Source organism: Xanthocytophaga agilis (assembly GCF_030068605.1).
Taxonomy (GTDB): domain Bacteria; phylum Bacteroidota; class Bacteroidia; order Cytophagales; family 172606-1; genus Xanthocytophaga; species Xanthocytophaga agilis.
Genome location: NZ_JASJOU010000017.1, coordinates 73,642 through 88,276, shown reverse-complemented (window position 1 = coordinate 88,276; position 14,635 = coordinate 73,642). Strand labels below are relative to the sequence as shown.

11 protein-coding genes are annotated in these 14,635 nt (G+C 38.5%); 9 read left to right on the top strand and 2 right to left on the bottom strand.

What is annotated here, in order from left to right; translation table 11 throughout:
- Positions 1-16 precede the first annotated feature (16 nt).
- The 5 genes from QNI22_RS33420 (at position 17) to QNI22_RS33400 (ending at position 7,251) form a co-directional block, all read left to right on the top strand.
- The gene (locus QNI22_RS33420; RefSeq protein ID WP_313982170.1) at positions 17-1,162 is read left to right on the top strand and encodes a SusE domain-containing protein; all 1,146 of its coding nucleotides are present in this window, start codon (positions 17-19) and stop codon (positions 1,160-1,162) included.
- A gap of 180 nt (positions 1,163-1,342) precedes the next feature.
- Positions 1,343-2,518 (top strand): glycoside hydrolase family 76 protein, encoded by a 1,176-nt coding sequence (locus QNI22_RS33415; RefSeq protein ID WP_314517870.1) that lies wholly within the window; start codon positions 1,343-1,345, stop codon positions 2,516-2,518.
- A 129-nt stretch (positions 2,519-2,647) separates the two neighbouring features.
- A complete protein-coding gene (locus QNI22_RS33410; protein WP_314517868.1) occupies positions 2,648-4,945 on the top strand; it encodes a GH92 family glycosyl hydrolase in 2,298 nt (765 codons plus the stop codon).
- 903 nt (positions 4,946-5,848) lie between these two features.
- Positions 5,849-6,622, top strand: coding sequence for a recombinase family protein (locus QNI22_RS33405; protein WP_314517866.1), 774 nt, complete (start codon positions 5,849-5,851; stop codon positions 6,620-6,622).
- A gap of 110 nt (positions 6,623-6,732) precedes the next feature.
- Entirely contained in the window at positions 6,733-7,251 is a 519-nt protein-coding gene (locus QNI22_RS33400) for a cyclase family protein (RefSeq protein WP_314517864.1), read from the top strand.
- A 202-nt stretch (positions 7,252-7,453) separates the two neighbouring features.
- Here the strand turns inward: QNI22_RS33400 and QNI22_RS33395 are convergent, their stop codons facing one another.
- Together QNI22_RS33395 and QNI22_RS33390 are read right to left on the bottom strand one after the other, a co-directional pair.
- Positions 7,454-7,909 carry a lipocalin family protein gene (locus QNI22_RS33395; RefSeq protein WP_314517862.1) on the bottom strand — a complete coding sequence of 152 codons (456 nt, stop codon included), beginning with the start codon at positions 7,907-7,909 and terminating at the stop codon, positions 7,454-7,456.
- Between the two features lie 459 nt (positions 7,910-8,368).
- Positions 8,369-9,340, bottom strand: coding sequence for a glycosyltransferase family 2 protein (locus QNI22_RS33390; protein WP_314517859.1), 972 nt, complete (start codon positions 9,338-9,340; stop codon positions 8,369-8,371).
- A 754-nt stretch (positions 9,341-10,094) separates the two neighbouring features.
- Here QNI22_RS33390 and QNI22_RS33385 point away from each other — a divergent pair.
- The 4 genes from QNI22_RS33385 to QNI22_RS33370 all read left to right on the top strand — a co-directional run bounded on the left by QNI22_RS33385 (position 10,095) and on the right by QNI22_RS33370 (position 14,586).
- Positions 10,095-10,412, top strand: a complete 318-nt coding sequence (locus QNI22_RS33385; RefSeq protein ID WP_314517856.1) for a hypothetical protein — start codon at positions 10,095-10,097, stop codon at positions 10,410-10,412.
- Positions 10,413-10,569: 157 nt separating this feature from the next.
- The gene (locus QNI22_RS33380) at positions 10,570-12,051 is read left to right on the top strand and encodes a leucine-rich repeat domain-containing protein (RefSeq protein WP_314517854.1); all 1,482 of its coding nucleotides are present in this window, start codon (positions 10,570-10,572) and stop codon (positions 12,049-12,051) included.
- 81 nt (positions 12,052-12,132) lie between these two features.
- On the top strand, positions 12,133-12,957 hold the full coding sequence (locus QNI22_RS33375; protein WP_314517852.1) for a hypothetical protein: 825 nt from the start codon (positions 12,133-12,135) through the stop codon (positions 12,955-12,957).
- Between the two features lie 12 nt (positions 12,958-12,969).
- Positions 12,970-14,586: a hypothetical protein gene (locus tag QNI22_RS33370; RefSeq protein ID WP_314517851.1), complete on the top strand. Its 1,617-nt coding sequence runs from the start codon at positions 12,970-12,972 to the stop codon at positions 14,584-14,586.
- Positions 14,587-14,635: the final 49 nt, after the last annotated feature.

The following is a 14,635-nucleotide window of genomic DNA, read 5'->3' as shown; positions in this document are numbered from 1 at the left end:
TAATTCTAACAGAACAATGCTTAGAAAACAATATATATCCCTACTATTTACAGGAATACTGGCAGTGCTTATTGGACTGCCATCCTGTAACAAAGATGACGATCCCAATCTGAATCTGACTGCACCAGATAGTTTACGGGTACCAACTGACAATGCTTTTGTCAAGTTAAATCCTACTACTAATGCATCAATCATATTCGAATGGAAGCCGGGTGTGGCTGCTGATGGCTCTCTGGTGATGTATGAACTCGCGTTTGACAAAGAAGATGGCGATTTTTCCAATCCGGTTTATAAAATGGCTTCGGACGGGAATGGTGGACAGAACAGAGCTACGCTTTCACACAAGGATTTGAATAAGGTGGCCAATCTGGCTGGTATCGCTTCGCTTGCTAAAGGAAAGTTGAAATGGACGGTGCTGGCTTCCAAAGGAAATAATGTGCAGAAATCATCTGCAAGTCGGGTTCTGGAAGTAGAACGTCCTGCCGGTTTTTCGGAAATTCCTGCGGATGTATATATCACAGGTGATGCCACTGAGTATGGTGCCGAGCTAAGCCAGGCAGGTCGTTTAAAACAGATCCGGGCTGGTGAGTTTGAGATTTATACAGCATTAAAAGCCGGTACGTATCATTTTGTCAATAAGAAAAGTGGAACACCAGTGTCTTTTTCTATTACAGGCAACCTGATTCAGGAAGATGGCGAAACTACAGTAACGGGTGGTACCAAAGTATATCGCATCAATCTGGATTTTAATAATGCTGCTGCCAAACTAACCGAAATCAAAGAAGTTGGATTGTGGTTCTCGCCTAAAAAACAGGTGATTGTCACACTGCCCTATATAGGAAAAGGAGTCTGGAAAGTTGCCAATACCCCAATTGAGTTTTTTCAGGAAAGTTGGGGTCGTGACGAACGATATAAGTTTCGCCTGACAACAAAAGAAGGAAGCAGTGCTGATGCAATGGAATTTATGGGCAGTGTCAATGCAGATAATCAGCGACCTACCTCCAGTACGCCAGCTAGTTACTTTTATCTGGTGCCTGTCAATAATTCGGATTATGATTACGCCTTCAAATTCCGTAGTGAAGCAGACAAGTCAAATGCTGATGTTACTGTTTTTCTGAGTCCGGATGTAGATGCGTATACTCACGAAATAACCGTGAAATAACATTTTAGACTACATATAATCACAAACGGTATCCAAAGGCAACAACGAACCTGTTGTATTTGTCAATGGAGCTTTATTACAAGGGGTTACCCAAGTGAACATCGGGCAGCTTGTCCGATGTTCCTTTTCCCTTATCTGTTTTATTATTTGTCTTTACTTAGCATCTCTTTCTTTTCTGGTATGGCAATTTTCCCTAAATCATTTATATATAAAGCTGTTTTTGCTGCTTCTTTTCTTTTGTTGGGTTCACTAACGTCTTGCTTTAAGGCACCTGACGACCCAATGACCAACACAGGTGGCAATTCAAACAATAACCGAACCTACAACTGGACGGCTATTGCCGATAGTGCCCAGTTAGGACTTAACTCGCATTACTGGTATGCTTCTGGTAAGTTTTTTACCATGCAGATGGGAGGCGCTGCCTTTAATAGTAACTATTGGCCTAATGCACACGCACTCGATGTACTGACCGATGCCTATCTTCGAAAAGACAAAGATGCAAACATCAAACAACAAATGGATGCGTTGATTGAAGGGGTAAAGGCTGCCAATGGCAATAGCTACATCAATTACTATTATGATGATATGTCGTGGATGATGGTGGCTAGCCTGCGCGCTTATATGGCTACAGGTGATGAACGTTTCAAAAGTGTGGCGGATGTTTTGTGGACCGATGTGAAAGGAGGATGGGATAATGTGACTGGTGGAGGTTTATACTGGCGCAAGGATAGAGCTAATAAAAGTACTCCTGCAAGTGGACCAGCTTGTGTCTTTGCCGCACGACTATATCAGGTTACCAAAAATGCAGATGATCTGGCATGGGCAACTAAGCTATACAACTGGCTGCGGACAAATATGATCCAGTCCAATGGCGATGTATGGGATGGTATTAATACAAGTGTCACTCCTTATGAGCCCGATACCCGGTTGTTTACTTATAACTACGGAACTGTGCTTGGGAGTGCCCTTGAACTCTACAAAATCACTAATGACATTAGTTACCAAAGCGATGCTATATTAATTGCCGATGCCGCTCTGGCTCGCCTTACCCGTGAGAATGTACTGGTTAATGGTGATACTGGCGATGGTGGGTTGTTTAATGGGATCTTTGTGCGCTACCTTACCCGTTTGATTATCGAAGGAGACTTGCCTTCTACCAAACGAACCAATTATATCAATTTCTTGAAAATTAATGCACAAACGCTTTGGTCTAAAGGAACTACTATGCCTGACATTCTTTTTGGTCCCGATTGGAAGGTAGCACCTGGGTTAACGACCAGCCTAACACCTCAACTTAGTGGAGTTATGCTGATGGAGGCTATGGCAGAACTGAAAAAACAAAATCTGGTGAATTAAAATAGGTCGTTCACACCAATGCAAAGTAAGGTTAGTGAAATGGCTACAAAACATCGCAATTGATGGTTGTGAAGGATACTTTACAATCATCAATTAAATACTTTTAAAACGGAAATACGCTTTCAAATCATGCATAAATTTAGTAAAACTATTTCTGGTAGCTTACGGGTAGCTATTGTAGTGTGTTGGATGGGGATGGTGGGATTTATGCCTGTCATAGCTAACGGCCAGACAAAAAGTAAAACCAAGCTTACCATTAGTGGTAAGGGACAGTCCGGTAGTAAGTCAATAGGTAAGGGGCAGACAACAGGGGTGACTCGCTATGTAAATACTTTTGTAGGTACTGCACCCCTCACTGATCCAAAAATTCTTGGATACAAGCTCCCTGAAGGTTGGCGGTCTTGGGCAGGATTGACTTTTCCGGGTAGCTCTCTTCCCAATGCCATGGTTCAACTGAGCCCAATGACCCGCTACCAGCCAGCTGGCGCCGGTTATCAGTACGAAGACTCAGTGATTGTAAGTTTTACTCATACCAACAAAGGGCACTGGAACCTGGGTAATATTCCTATTTTGCCACTTCCCCAATCTGCTTCTCCTTCTATCGCTGGAAAGGTAGGCGAGGATAAGAATAATACGGAACTGATTTATGGCTCCAGGTTTACCCACAGCAATGAACATTCTTCACCTGGTTTTTATCAGGTCTATCTGGAAGACTATCAGATCCAAGCTGATTTGACCTCTACCTTGCGGTGTGGCTATCATCGGTATACATTCAAAAATAATACAGGCAAAAAGATCCTATTTGATCTTTCCAAAGCTCTTAGTCGGGTATCAACCTGGGCTATCGAGCAGGCAGGACCCCGAGCTTTGCAGGGGTTTCAGAGTGGAGAAAATGTGTATTTTTATGTTGTGCTGAACACCGATATTGAAAAGCTGGAAGTTAAGGATGCCGGTACTAAATCAGGTTTTGCCATTGTACATTTAGCCAATGGTAGTAAGGGTCCTGTCGAACTTAAAATTGGCTTATCCTTCGTGAGTGCTGCCAATGCTAAACAGAATCTGGAACAGGAGATTGGTACCAAATCATTTGAAACCATTCGCCAGCAGGCAAACCAGCAATGGGAAACACTCCTGTCTCAGATACAGATAAAAGGAGGGACACCCGCACAGAAAGAAATGTTGTATTCCTGTCTGTACCGTTCCTTGCTTTGGCCTGCACTACGTAGCGATGTAAACGGTGAGTATACTGATGCCAAAAGACAGAAATCCAAAGCAGACTTTGATTACTACACAGAACCCTCTCTGTGGGATACCTACCGCAACAAGGATGTATTGCTTGGATTGATATCTCCCAGGGTAGCTTTGAATGTAATTAAATCCATGAAAGATGTAGGGGAGAAAACAGGTGTGATGCCTACCTTTTTTCATGGAGATCATGGTACTTCATCCATTGCCGGAGCCTACCTGCGGGGCATTGATGGATTTGATGTAAAAACAACGTATCAACTATTGTTGAAGAATGCTACTGTGCCTGGACCTGCACGCCCCTATCTGGCTGAGTATATGGAAAAAGGATATATTTCCGACCCTGACGTTGCTAATCCACATGTAGAAACTAAGGCTAAAGCAGGAGTATCCAAAACACTTGAATACTCCTATGACGATTACTCATTGGCTCAACTGGCAAAAAAGCTAGGAGATTCTGCTAATTACAAAATGCTGATAGCCCGGTCAAAGAACTATAAAAACATGTTTGATCCTTCCACCCGTTTTATGAGAGGAAGACTGGAAAATGGAGAGTGGATCAAAAACTTTAATCCGAACTATCCTTATTATGAGTATATGTATCGGGAAGGTAATGCCTGGCAACTATCTTTCTTTGCTCCACATGATATGCAAGGTTTGATTAGCTTGTATGGAGGGGCGAAAGGATTTGAATCCAAACTCGATTCCTTATTTATTGTACCCTGGAATCCAATGTATATTGCACGAAACGTAGAAACAATGATTGGTCAATACTGCCATGGCAATCAACCCGATCATGAAGCACCTTTTGGGTATTACTTTATTGGCAAACCTGAGAAAACCCAGAAGATACTTGATTATATTTTGAATAATCTATATGGTATAAAGGACGGACTAACGCTGGCAGGAATGGATGATGCTGGTGAAATGTCTGCCTGGTATGTACTCAATGCGTTAGGGCTATATACATTTTCGGCCACTGATCCGGAGTATTTGGTTACTGTGCCACTTTTTGATCAGGTCAACTGGAAAACCTCTACTGGTAAACAACTGGTAATTAATAAACCAGCTTCAGGAAGGGACTTAACTTCCATACAGGTTAATGGAAAAACACATCAGGGGTACTTTGTATCTCATGATCTGTTTACCAAAGGAGGTACAATTACGATTCAGACAAAATAAAAGAGTACCTTTTAGTGAAAGCCTTGAGTAGGTCTTGTCTATAAATTTAAAAACTTTACTGATAAGACTTTACTCTTTATTTCATTTCTTTATCTGATTTTGTTACAGTTCCTGATACGGAATAAAACATCAATAGTCGACAATATTTAATTTATCATTGGCAACAGGTTGCCTAAGAATTTCAGTAAGATGTCTTTTCATAAGTGGAGCGAATGAATTTCTATATGGATAAGATACAGTAAGAAATGCATCTGAAGATTGAAGCACTAACAACCCTTACAAATAACCTCATTTGTGGTATTTTTACTATCCACTCAATAAAAGTTATCCCATATTTTAGGAAAAGCTGTGACTTTCTTTGTAGAAAGGTCTTATCTGCGCATAGTTCACCGCGATCTGTTTTTTAGCAATAGCAAGGCAGTCTCACTGATTAATGAACAAATTGCGTTTTATTCATAGCACTTTTGCTTTTGAATAGAACTCTAATCACTTTTTCCAATGCGTTTAATTCACGGCAGGTTGCATGTTGCGCATTATTCACGGCAGATAGTTGTTTACTGTGAATTAAACGCAAAGCTTTTTTTCATGAATACCAATCATACTACTTAGTGCGACCAGCTATGCCCCAGAGTAAAGTAGTTTGATAAATCTAAAATCTAGAATTGGCTATACTTTCAACATCCACCCCAAAGGCAGCTCAATAGCATCGGTTACTTTCCTATTGAAATATGTCCTGCCAACTACTATTGCTAGGGCCTTACTATTTGGCATTTATAATGGCATCCATCATAAAAAACCGATAAAATAAAAAATCTGTAACGCTCGTTAGGGATTTTTTACCCCTTATTTTATAGCTTTGTAAAGTAAGACAAAATGTCAGTTTTAGCTATTCTTCTTTACTTTATGCAAACCTTTGTAGCTTACTATCGTGTTTCCACCCAAAAGCAAGGGCGTTCAGGGCTGGGATTGGACGCCCAGCGGTCGGATGTAGAAAAATATGTAACTGGAAAAGGCATTTTGATCGCGGAATTTACAGAAGTAGAAAGTGGTCGAAAGAATAACCGACAACAATTACAGACTGCTATTGCCAAAGCAAAAGAAAATTCAGCAGTGTTGGTAGTTGCTAAGCTGGATAGGCTCAGCCGTGATGCTGGGTTTACCATTCAATTATCAAACTCGGATGTGAACTTTGTCTGTGTCGACAATCCTCATATCAACAAAATGACTATTGGTATTCTTTCACTTGTCAATCAAGATGAAGCTGAGCGAACCAGCTTACGTACCAAAATGGCTTTGGCAGAAAAAAGAAAGAAGATTGAGCAAGGTAATTATACCAATTCTACCCTCGACCCTGTAACCGGCCAGCATCGTATGATGAAGCCTGATAAAAAAGGGATCTATCGGTTAGGAAATCCCAATGGGTATAGCCTTCAGATGAGTCGACTTGGTGTGGAGGCTATTAAACGTATAGCAGCTAACAATAAAAATACAATTCGTGCAAAAAATGTAATACGTGATGCCCTGAGAGCCGACCCTACAGTATCTCTTTCCTTTCTGGCAAATCGGCTTAATGCATATGGGCTAAGTACCACCCGCAATAAAACCTTTACCAAATACAATGTGGCTTATCTAACTAATGTAGTCAGAGAGGAGTTAAAAAAAGATGGGGTCAAATAGAAGTATCTTGCTTGTGTGTAACTACAATCTATTTTTTTTCATTTATAATGAACAGAAGTGAAAAGTCTCAGGTCAGATCTCTCTAGTTTATTTTTTTAACACATTTTCTAATGACAATCATTGACCTTTCTTCTACTATTTACTCCAATATGGAAGTGTATCCCGGAGATCCTCAGGTAAAAGTTAAGATCTTTCATTCACACCAGACGCACAGTTGGGAACTGCGTGAAATTTCAATGGGAACACATACAGGTACACATGTTGATGCATTTTCACATATGCATAGTGGCGGCCAAACTATTGACAAAATTTCCCTGGACAAATTTTGTGGCAAAGCGTGGGTAGTTAATCTGCAGGATATTTTTCCAAAACAATGTGGGCTGGTGTTTACGGAAGAGGCTGGCATAGACTTGCTGGAAAAAATTATTGTAGCCCAGCCGCCTTTTGTTGCAGGATTTATCACCACTGATCTGGAAAGAGAACTACTTCGACAGGAAATTATCACTTATACAGATTTGGTAAATCTGGATCTGTTACCTGTAGATACATCTTTCCTGTTTTATGGATTTCCATTAAAAATAAAAGATGGAGATGGTTCACCTGTACGGGCTGTTGCTATTCTGGAGTAAAGTTGTATGCTACAACTACATCTGACTTAGTGGTGAACACATTAGTAGAATGGAAATTAACCTCTGGAAGTGGGGAACTTATACTGAGGACAATTCAATGTTGTGTGGTTGCCTCTGAACATGTTTAGTTTATCAACCTGTGTATAAATAGTAGTATGGCTAATCTGTAGAGTAGTTCGTGGATTAGCCATACTATAAAGTATTATTTGCTATAAGTAGCTGTTTGTTCAGCTGTACTGGTTACACCATTTTTTGTATATGATCCGGAATTGGATAAAACAAGAGAAGTGGATGAGATTTCTTTTATTGTATAGTATGATGGATTAGTTAAGCTTATAATTGTTAGCTTCTTATCATTTGAAAGCGTCCATGCGCCTGTTGATGAAGTTTTATTGCCCTCTCCATCTGTAATTGTGGTTACTACAGTTCCATTTTCACTAAACGTTTTGGTAGTATTTGTAAGAGATTCTGTAGAGTCAATTAGCGTTTTTCCACCAGCAGTAGAATAAACCCGATAATTAACTCCTTTCCAGGTACCAGTAGTGAGTAAAGCCTTTGTTGCAAGAGTAGCATCATCGTCTTTTTTACAACCTGCAAAGACAAGTGAAAATGTCATTAGTACCAAAACGATCAAAAAAGAGGAATTGTATTTTTGCATAAAACAGTTAAGTAAAAAAGTACAAAATCATTAGAAATATTATCTACAAAATTGAATAATCTGTCAGGGAGTTAAAAGCCTTGAAAAAAAGTTGACTTACTTATGTAAGGTTTTTGGAAAATGTCTGGTAAGAACTTCAATGCCAGTCTTGGCAGTAATACAGGCATATATTTTTGTCTTAGCCTGTAGTCTATACAGGAATAGAGATACCAATTGGTGTGGTATTTTCTAAGGGGGAGTAGTAGATCATAGTATATATTTGATAGGTTGCTTCTTATCAAATACTTTATTTAAACAGGTCATGAGTATTTTGTCAGCAGTGATCATTACCGACACAAGAAATATCTATTCTATGCAGATGCTCTACTACATAAAAACAATTCTGAGGACTATTCTGGATTTAGTTGCCTGATCAGGATGGGTTTATTTACTCGAAAATGGAAAGTGGTAGTTCTATATTCACTGTATTGTGAAAAATAGCTTGCAGCAGTAGGCTAATTTTCTAAATGTATTTCTGTGTTTGTGGGCAAGTATCTGCTCCCGATAGGTGAAGAAAAGCAGCATCCGATTCCAGTTTCTAAGAAATGAAAAACTTTGGTAGGATTCGGATAAATTCCTTAGAATCTTTTTATACTCTTGGAGCTCAGCAGGACACTTTTCGTACATAGCATTAATTCTGATACGAGCATTTGCTTGTCTGATTTGTCTGGATTGCTTCATGCGTTTAAATTTTTTTCCTGTCTTGTCCTTACTATTAAAGGCTCCACATACATTGTTTTCATGCTGGCGATACTGTACATGTACCTCATCCAGATAAGAGATTCCATTTGAGAAGGTTGCCACAAATCCGAGCCAGAAATCATGAGATGAGCATGCTAGTAAGGGGAGTGCCTTCTCTGCTACCTGCCGTTTGATAAGCATGGCATGTCCGGGAGCAGAGTTCCCAACTGTGAAGTTAAGCACACTACTAAAACTGGTAAATCTTCTGATTTGTGATAATCGTAAACCCAGTGGCTCACCTTCTGCAGAGATTAGCTCTGAATCACAATAAACAATGTCACTAGTATTGATTGCAGATACAAGTCTGGTTATTTTCTCAGGTTTCCATATATCATCCTGATCGCTGGGAGCAATAAGAGATCCTGTGCTGGCAATAATTCCCCTTTCAAAGTTTTTTACGTATCCTACATTTTCATAATGTAAGAGAAGACGTATATTTTCATATCTTTTTGCATAGTTCTGTAGTATTTCCTGTGTATGGTCTACAGATGCGTCATCAGAAATAATAATTTCAATATTTGGGTAGGTCTGTCCTAGTATACTTTCCAGTTGTTGTGCAATATACCTGCTACCGTTATAGGTTGCCATTACTACCGAAACCAACGGTAATGTCTCTGTGTTTGGTCTCTGTTCTAATTGATGAATTTCCATGTTTCTCGAGTACATAATGACACAAAAGGCTATCTATCACAGGAGATGATAACCTTTACTAGTTTAAGCAAGCTCTAACAATAATTATAAAATATATAACAGTAATAATCTGCCGAGACCAGCAAAATAAACATAGCTGGCTCTATTATATCTATAACTTTCTAGTATTAAAAATGACTCTATATTACTAAAAGACTTTCAACACCATCACAAAAACTCCGACAAGCAATTACTGGAAAAATACTGCTTTCATTCGGAATTTCTTTTCGTTTTCTGTAAAAAAAATGGCAATATCTGTGTTCAGCCAGATATTAATATTGCCTTACATAAAAAAACAGCCATTTTGTTCATATTCTCACTTACACCAAAACTCAAAATAATTGCACTATAAAAAGCAGACTTTATTTAAATGGACAATTAAGATCTGAATAGATACCTAAAGTGCATTCGAATTCGGTTAACTGATCCCAAAAAACATTCATCCGGAACAGTAATTTACTTTTTTCAAAAAGTAGAATCTTTACTACTGAATCCAACGTAAAAAAACAACAAGGGTAATATTTATTAAGACTATGCGGCAGAAAGGATACTGTGATCATGATTTTAACTCAGGTTGTAAAGAAAACTATAACCTATTTCTGGGATGAACTCGAATATGTTTTTTGCCTGAACTGCATAGGTTTGCTTATGATGGCAGCTTTTCAGGCCTTGATTTGAGCTAATGATGGAAAAACTAAACCTTACTAAATCAGTAATGGACACAACGCCCCGAAAGCTTCGGATGTATCAGGATTGCTTTTCGGCTGAAAATTTTGATAAAGCCTGTTTCTATCTGTCTACACTGCCAACCCCTTTTACTGAGTTCAATGGCTTTGAAATAAGTATGATAGAAGGTGACCAAAATAGTCGGCTTGTTTTTAAGAAAAAGGGATACAACTTAGGTTTCATTAGTAAAGAAACAGGAGTTATGTCATTGGCTAAACGTCAGCAGGACAATGATCAAAACAGAAAGGCTATTGAGCAAACGTTTTGTAATCTGATCAATTTTATAGAAAGGGATTGGATAGTATAATTTTTGAAGAATCTTTGCGTCTCAATTTTGGAGTAGTCATAATAGAATAGGGTAGATAAACAGGAGAGGTAGGAACCCAAAATATGTCTGTGGGCCTTTATATGGTATACCAATCAACTTGAGTAGTTTAGGTTAAACTTTTTACTTTTATTCATCTGTGCACGAAGAAAATATTTACCGGCTGTTACGTTCCGGACAGCTTGAAAATGTAACAATTGGATTGCAACTAGCTGAATCACTGCAGGTGAACATTGATACACTTACTGACCAGATTGAGCAATTGTATCTGCTACACTGGCTAGTAGAACATTCTGAGGTTTCACTTGAAGAAAAGATTGTCGATATCTATTCAAGAAAGACATTGGATTTAAGTAATAAAGGTCTGACCCAACTGCCTGATATACTTGCACAATTAACAGAATTGGAAATGTTGCGTATCAATCAGAATCAGTTAACGGAATTACCTGATTTTATCCGAAAGTTAACAGCATTGAAACATTTGAACCTGTCAGGTAACCAACTAATGTCACTTCCGGAATGGATTGGAGAATTAACCAGCCTAACTTATCTCAATTTAGATAACAATAAATTAGTTAAACTTCCTGACTCAATTGGCGATCTGAAATATTTGGAGAGTTTGTCTTTACAAAAAAATGCAATCCAGTCACTATCTAACTCTATTGGAAATCTGAAAAATTTGACATACATAGATTTGTCAAGGAATCAATTTTCTGAGTTTCCAGAGCCAATTACAACACTTTCTCAACTAACCTATTTGAGCCTTTATGAGAATCACTTATCTACCTTACCTGGCTCTATTGGGAATCTAACAAAGCTGCAAACGTTGGGATTATCAAATAACCAACTGATTTCATTACCAGAATCGATAGGCAAGTTGAAAGACTTAGTTTGGTTGTATCTGGAATACAATCAACTTGTTGCACTGCCCCAATCTATTGGTAATCTAACAAGTTTGGTAGGATTTTATATGAATCATAATCAGTTGACAGAAATTCCAGATGCCATTTGCGAATTAGTCGAATTGCTGTATATGAGTTTATCAAAGAACTACTTTACTGTGGTTCCAGAGGGTATTGGAAGGTTGTGTAAACTGGAAGAACTAGATTTATCAGATAACCAATTCTCCTACCTACCTGACTCTCTTGAGAATTTAACTGTGTTAAGTGTTTTGGATATATCAGATAATCTTTTTTCAGAACTACCGAAATCTATTTGTCAGTTAATTGACCTATCAGAACTAAATATTTCTGGTAACCTGCTTTCTACATTACCAAAGTCGCTTAAAAATCTAACATATCTAACCAAGCTGGATATGTCCTCTAATAGATTCAAGACATTGCCAGTCTATATAAAAAGTTTGAGGAACCTGAGAGAACTGCAATTACAGCAAAATCAGCTTACTGAATTGCCTGAATGGATTTCTAATCTGTCTATGCTAGACAAATTAAATTTATCTGCAAACCAACTTAGATTCCTTCCGGAAACTATTGGCAATCTAAACTATTTATCATATCTGAATTTAACCAATAATCAATTTAACGGAATACCAGCTGTGATTAGAAAAATGCCCAGACTAGTAGAAGTTGACTTAACAGGTAGTACAGACAATGTCCAATAAGATAGGATCTTACAAAATGTTCGAAAAAGGAAAAAGCTTCTTTCGGAAAACTGATTTTATAAATTCTATTCAATCAAGTCTATGAGTTCATCTTCATTTTTTACCACCCTGCCTAAAAACTCTAAATTTAAAAGTTTTCGGAATCGAACATTGACAATGAAGGAATTTTACAAATCAGCCGAACAAGTAAAATTACCTCAACTACAGCAAGCGTTACTATCTGTTCCGAAGAATCCTGGCATTCAATCATCTAAAGAACAAGATATTGTTATCCATAAAGGTGATTTACATATAGAAGGTAATTTTTCCTTGTGGAATTCCGGTGTCCGTATTTTGATTGTTGAAGGTGATCTGACAACAAGCGGATATATGGAACTGGTCAATTCGGGTGACTTACTCTTTGGAGAAGAATGGAGCCAGCATTTTCATTACTATCCAGGTAATCCTGCTCCGACAATTCATCGTCAGGTACAGAGTTATGGTACGGATTGTTATTGTATTGTAACAGGTAATGTACATGCCGATGTTCTAATCTGTGGGGATCATACCGAAATCCAGGGAGACGTTAGAGTTGAAAAGTTAATGTATGGAAGAGGGACTGTATGGGGTAATGTATATGTTCCAATTCTTTTTGTATCTCATTTTGATTTTGCCATAGAAGGCCAACTGACCTGTGAATGGGGTATAGGTGGATACTATTCACATAAAACTAACCAAACTACACAATTGCCTGATCCTGACTACAAAACATTGTTTGAAAAATTTGGCAAAGACGCCTTTGATGAATCTGCATCCTGGCAGTTGTTATCAGAAAAGGAACAGCAAAAGATACTCACATCTGGTCAGGAATACAGTTACCATATAGCTGATTCTGCAAAATTATGGCAATGCTTATTGGGTCAATAAATAGTTTTTTACATGAGCGAAACACAGAAATTTAAACAATTGTACGTCTCAACTAATAATGCCTGTCTGAAGCTAAATGGTCAGATAACTGAAAAATCGGTAGATATAACAATGGTTGAGCAGATTATTCAGAACATTGAGGTGTTGATTATCCTATTGCCCTCGTTGTCCTATGTCAAGATAGATGACCGGAATATGGGACTACCTATTAATCTGGATGATGCCGATAATATACCTAAGTCACCATACCCTGAAGGAACAAATATTATCTATCCGTATAGTGCCCAACTTGTTCTCGAAGACTGGAAACTCAGGGTTTGGAATGCTATTCTGGATAAAGAACCTGGTATTGTAGAGGATGAGCAACGTTATCTGGAACCTGCTCTAGCCCAAGCCGAAAAATGTATAAATATGTTGCTCTCTCTAGAAAGCCATATATGGGCAGAGTGGCAAAAAAATATGTTAAGTCAACAAGCCAATACTATAGGATGGCTTTCATATCTATACATCAAAGACCAAAACAGGCTGGAACATGCTCTTACAGTTCTGGACAAGGGATATGTATTTGCTGGTTTCCATCATTTAGACTGGGATAATCGCAAATACATACATGATACCAAAGTACGTCTGCTCCTTAAGTTAAATCGTGAAGATGAAGCCTATGCTATTGTGTATCAGATGCTGACTGCACATCCTGAACATACAGATTTTGATGATCTGAAAGATACAGAGCCCTACCTGCAATGGATAAAAAAGAAGAAGCAACAAGAGAAAGCTGCCATCAAAAAAGCAAAGGAAGACAAAAAAGCGTTTGAAAAGCTAGTCAAAGATGAACAGACAAAGGTAGTAAACCAGTTTTTGAATCCAGCACATCCACTGGTAGTACAACATGCAGATGTGCTTAACCTGATTAAACAACGAATGGTGGCTGTACGACTGCGAAAACAATATTACGAGTCAGGATGGGAAAAGATGCGAAACCAGGTAGATAGTGCTCCAGAAACAGATTACATGCTCAAGCCATGGTCTGAAAAACAAATCACAACCTATCAGACCAAACACGAGATTCAGCTACCTGATGAACTGAAGGTGTATTTGATGGAAATAGGAGAAGGAGGAGGGAGCTATTTTTGCTGGAGGAATCCGATTGTGATGGAAAAAAAGAAGAATGCCATTCAGATCTTGAAAACCCCATTCCCTATTACAGCTGATAAAATACATGACATTAATCATTACTGGAAAATTAAGGCGTGGGTGATGCTGGATTCTTATTTTGCAGGAGAAGAAGAGGAAGAAGAAGGAGTGAAAGAGCTAATCAAATACTTGAAAAGAAAGAAAATCCTGCACAAAGGGAATACACTACAAGAGTTATTTGCGATTGATGGCTCTCATGAACTGGGATGTCTGTTTCTGGGCTATAGTGATAGCCAGGATGGGTTGTATTTAGTCATGAATGGGGTATTTGAAGGAGAAGTATGGGTGGATACGCTACAATACAGTATTGAAGAAGGAGGATGTTTTGGTGCTGCGACTCCTGAACGACGGAAGTTTCTGTCATTTATGGCCGGTAGCTTGCTGGCAAATGCAGAAGGATATGCCGATGCCTCTGAAGAAGGTGCCTGGTTGTAGATAACTAAATGATTAGTAACCATTCATTAACTAATACTATTTTTTACTT

Coding starts and splice junctions, on each gene's coding strand:
- QNI22_RS33420 (WP_313982170.1), top strand. CDS start 17: ATGCTTAGAAAACAATATATATCCCTACTATTTACAGGAATACTGGCA.
- QNI22_RS33415 (WP_314517870.1), top strand. CDS start 1,343: ATGGCAATTTTCCCTAAATCATTTATATATAAAGCTGTTTTTGCTGCT.
- QNI22_RS33410 (WP_314517868.1), top strand. CDS start 2,648: ATGCATAAATTTAGTAAAACTATTTCTGGTAGCTTACGGGTAGCTATT.
- QNI22_RS33405 (WP_314517866.1), top strand. CDS start 5,849: ATGCAAACCTTTGTAGCTTACTATCGTGTTTCCACCCAAAAGCAAGGG.
- QNI22_RS33400 (WP_314517864.1), top strand. CDS start 6,733: ATGACAATCATTGACCTTTCTTCTACTATTTACTCCAATATGGAAGTG.
- QNI22_RS33395 (WP_314517862.1), bottom strand. CDS start 7,909: ATGCAAAAATACAATTCCTCTTTTTTGATCGTTTTGGTACTAATGACA.
- QNI22_RS33390 (WP_314517859.1), bottom strand. CDS start 9,340: ATGGAAATTCATCAATTAGAACAGAGACCAAACACAGAGACATTACCG.
- QNI22_RS33385 (WP_314517856.1), top strand. CDS start 10,095: ATGGACACAACGCCCCGAAAGCTTCGGATGTATCAGGATTGCTTTTCG.
- QNI22_RS33375 (WP_314517852.1), top strand. CDS start 12,133: ATGAGTTCATCTTCATTTTTTACCACCCTGCCTAAAAACTCTAAATTT.
- QNI22_RS33370 (WP_314517851.1), top strand. CDS start 12,970: ATGAGCGAAACACAGAAATTTAAACAATTGTACGTCTCAACTAATAAT.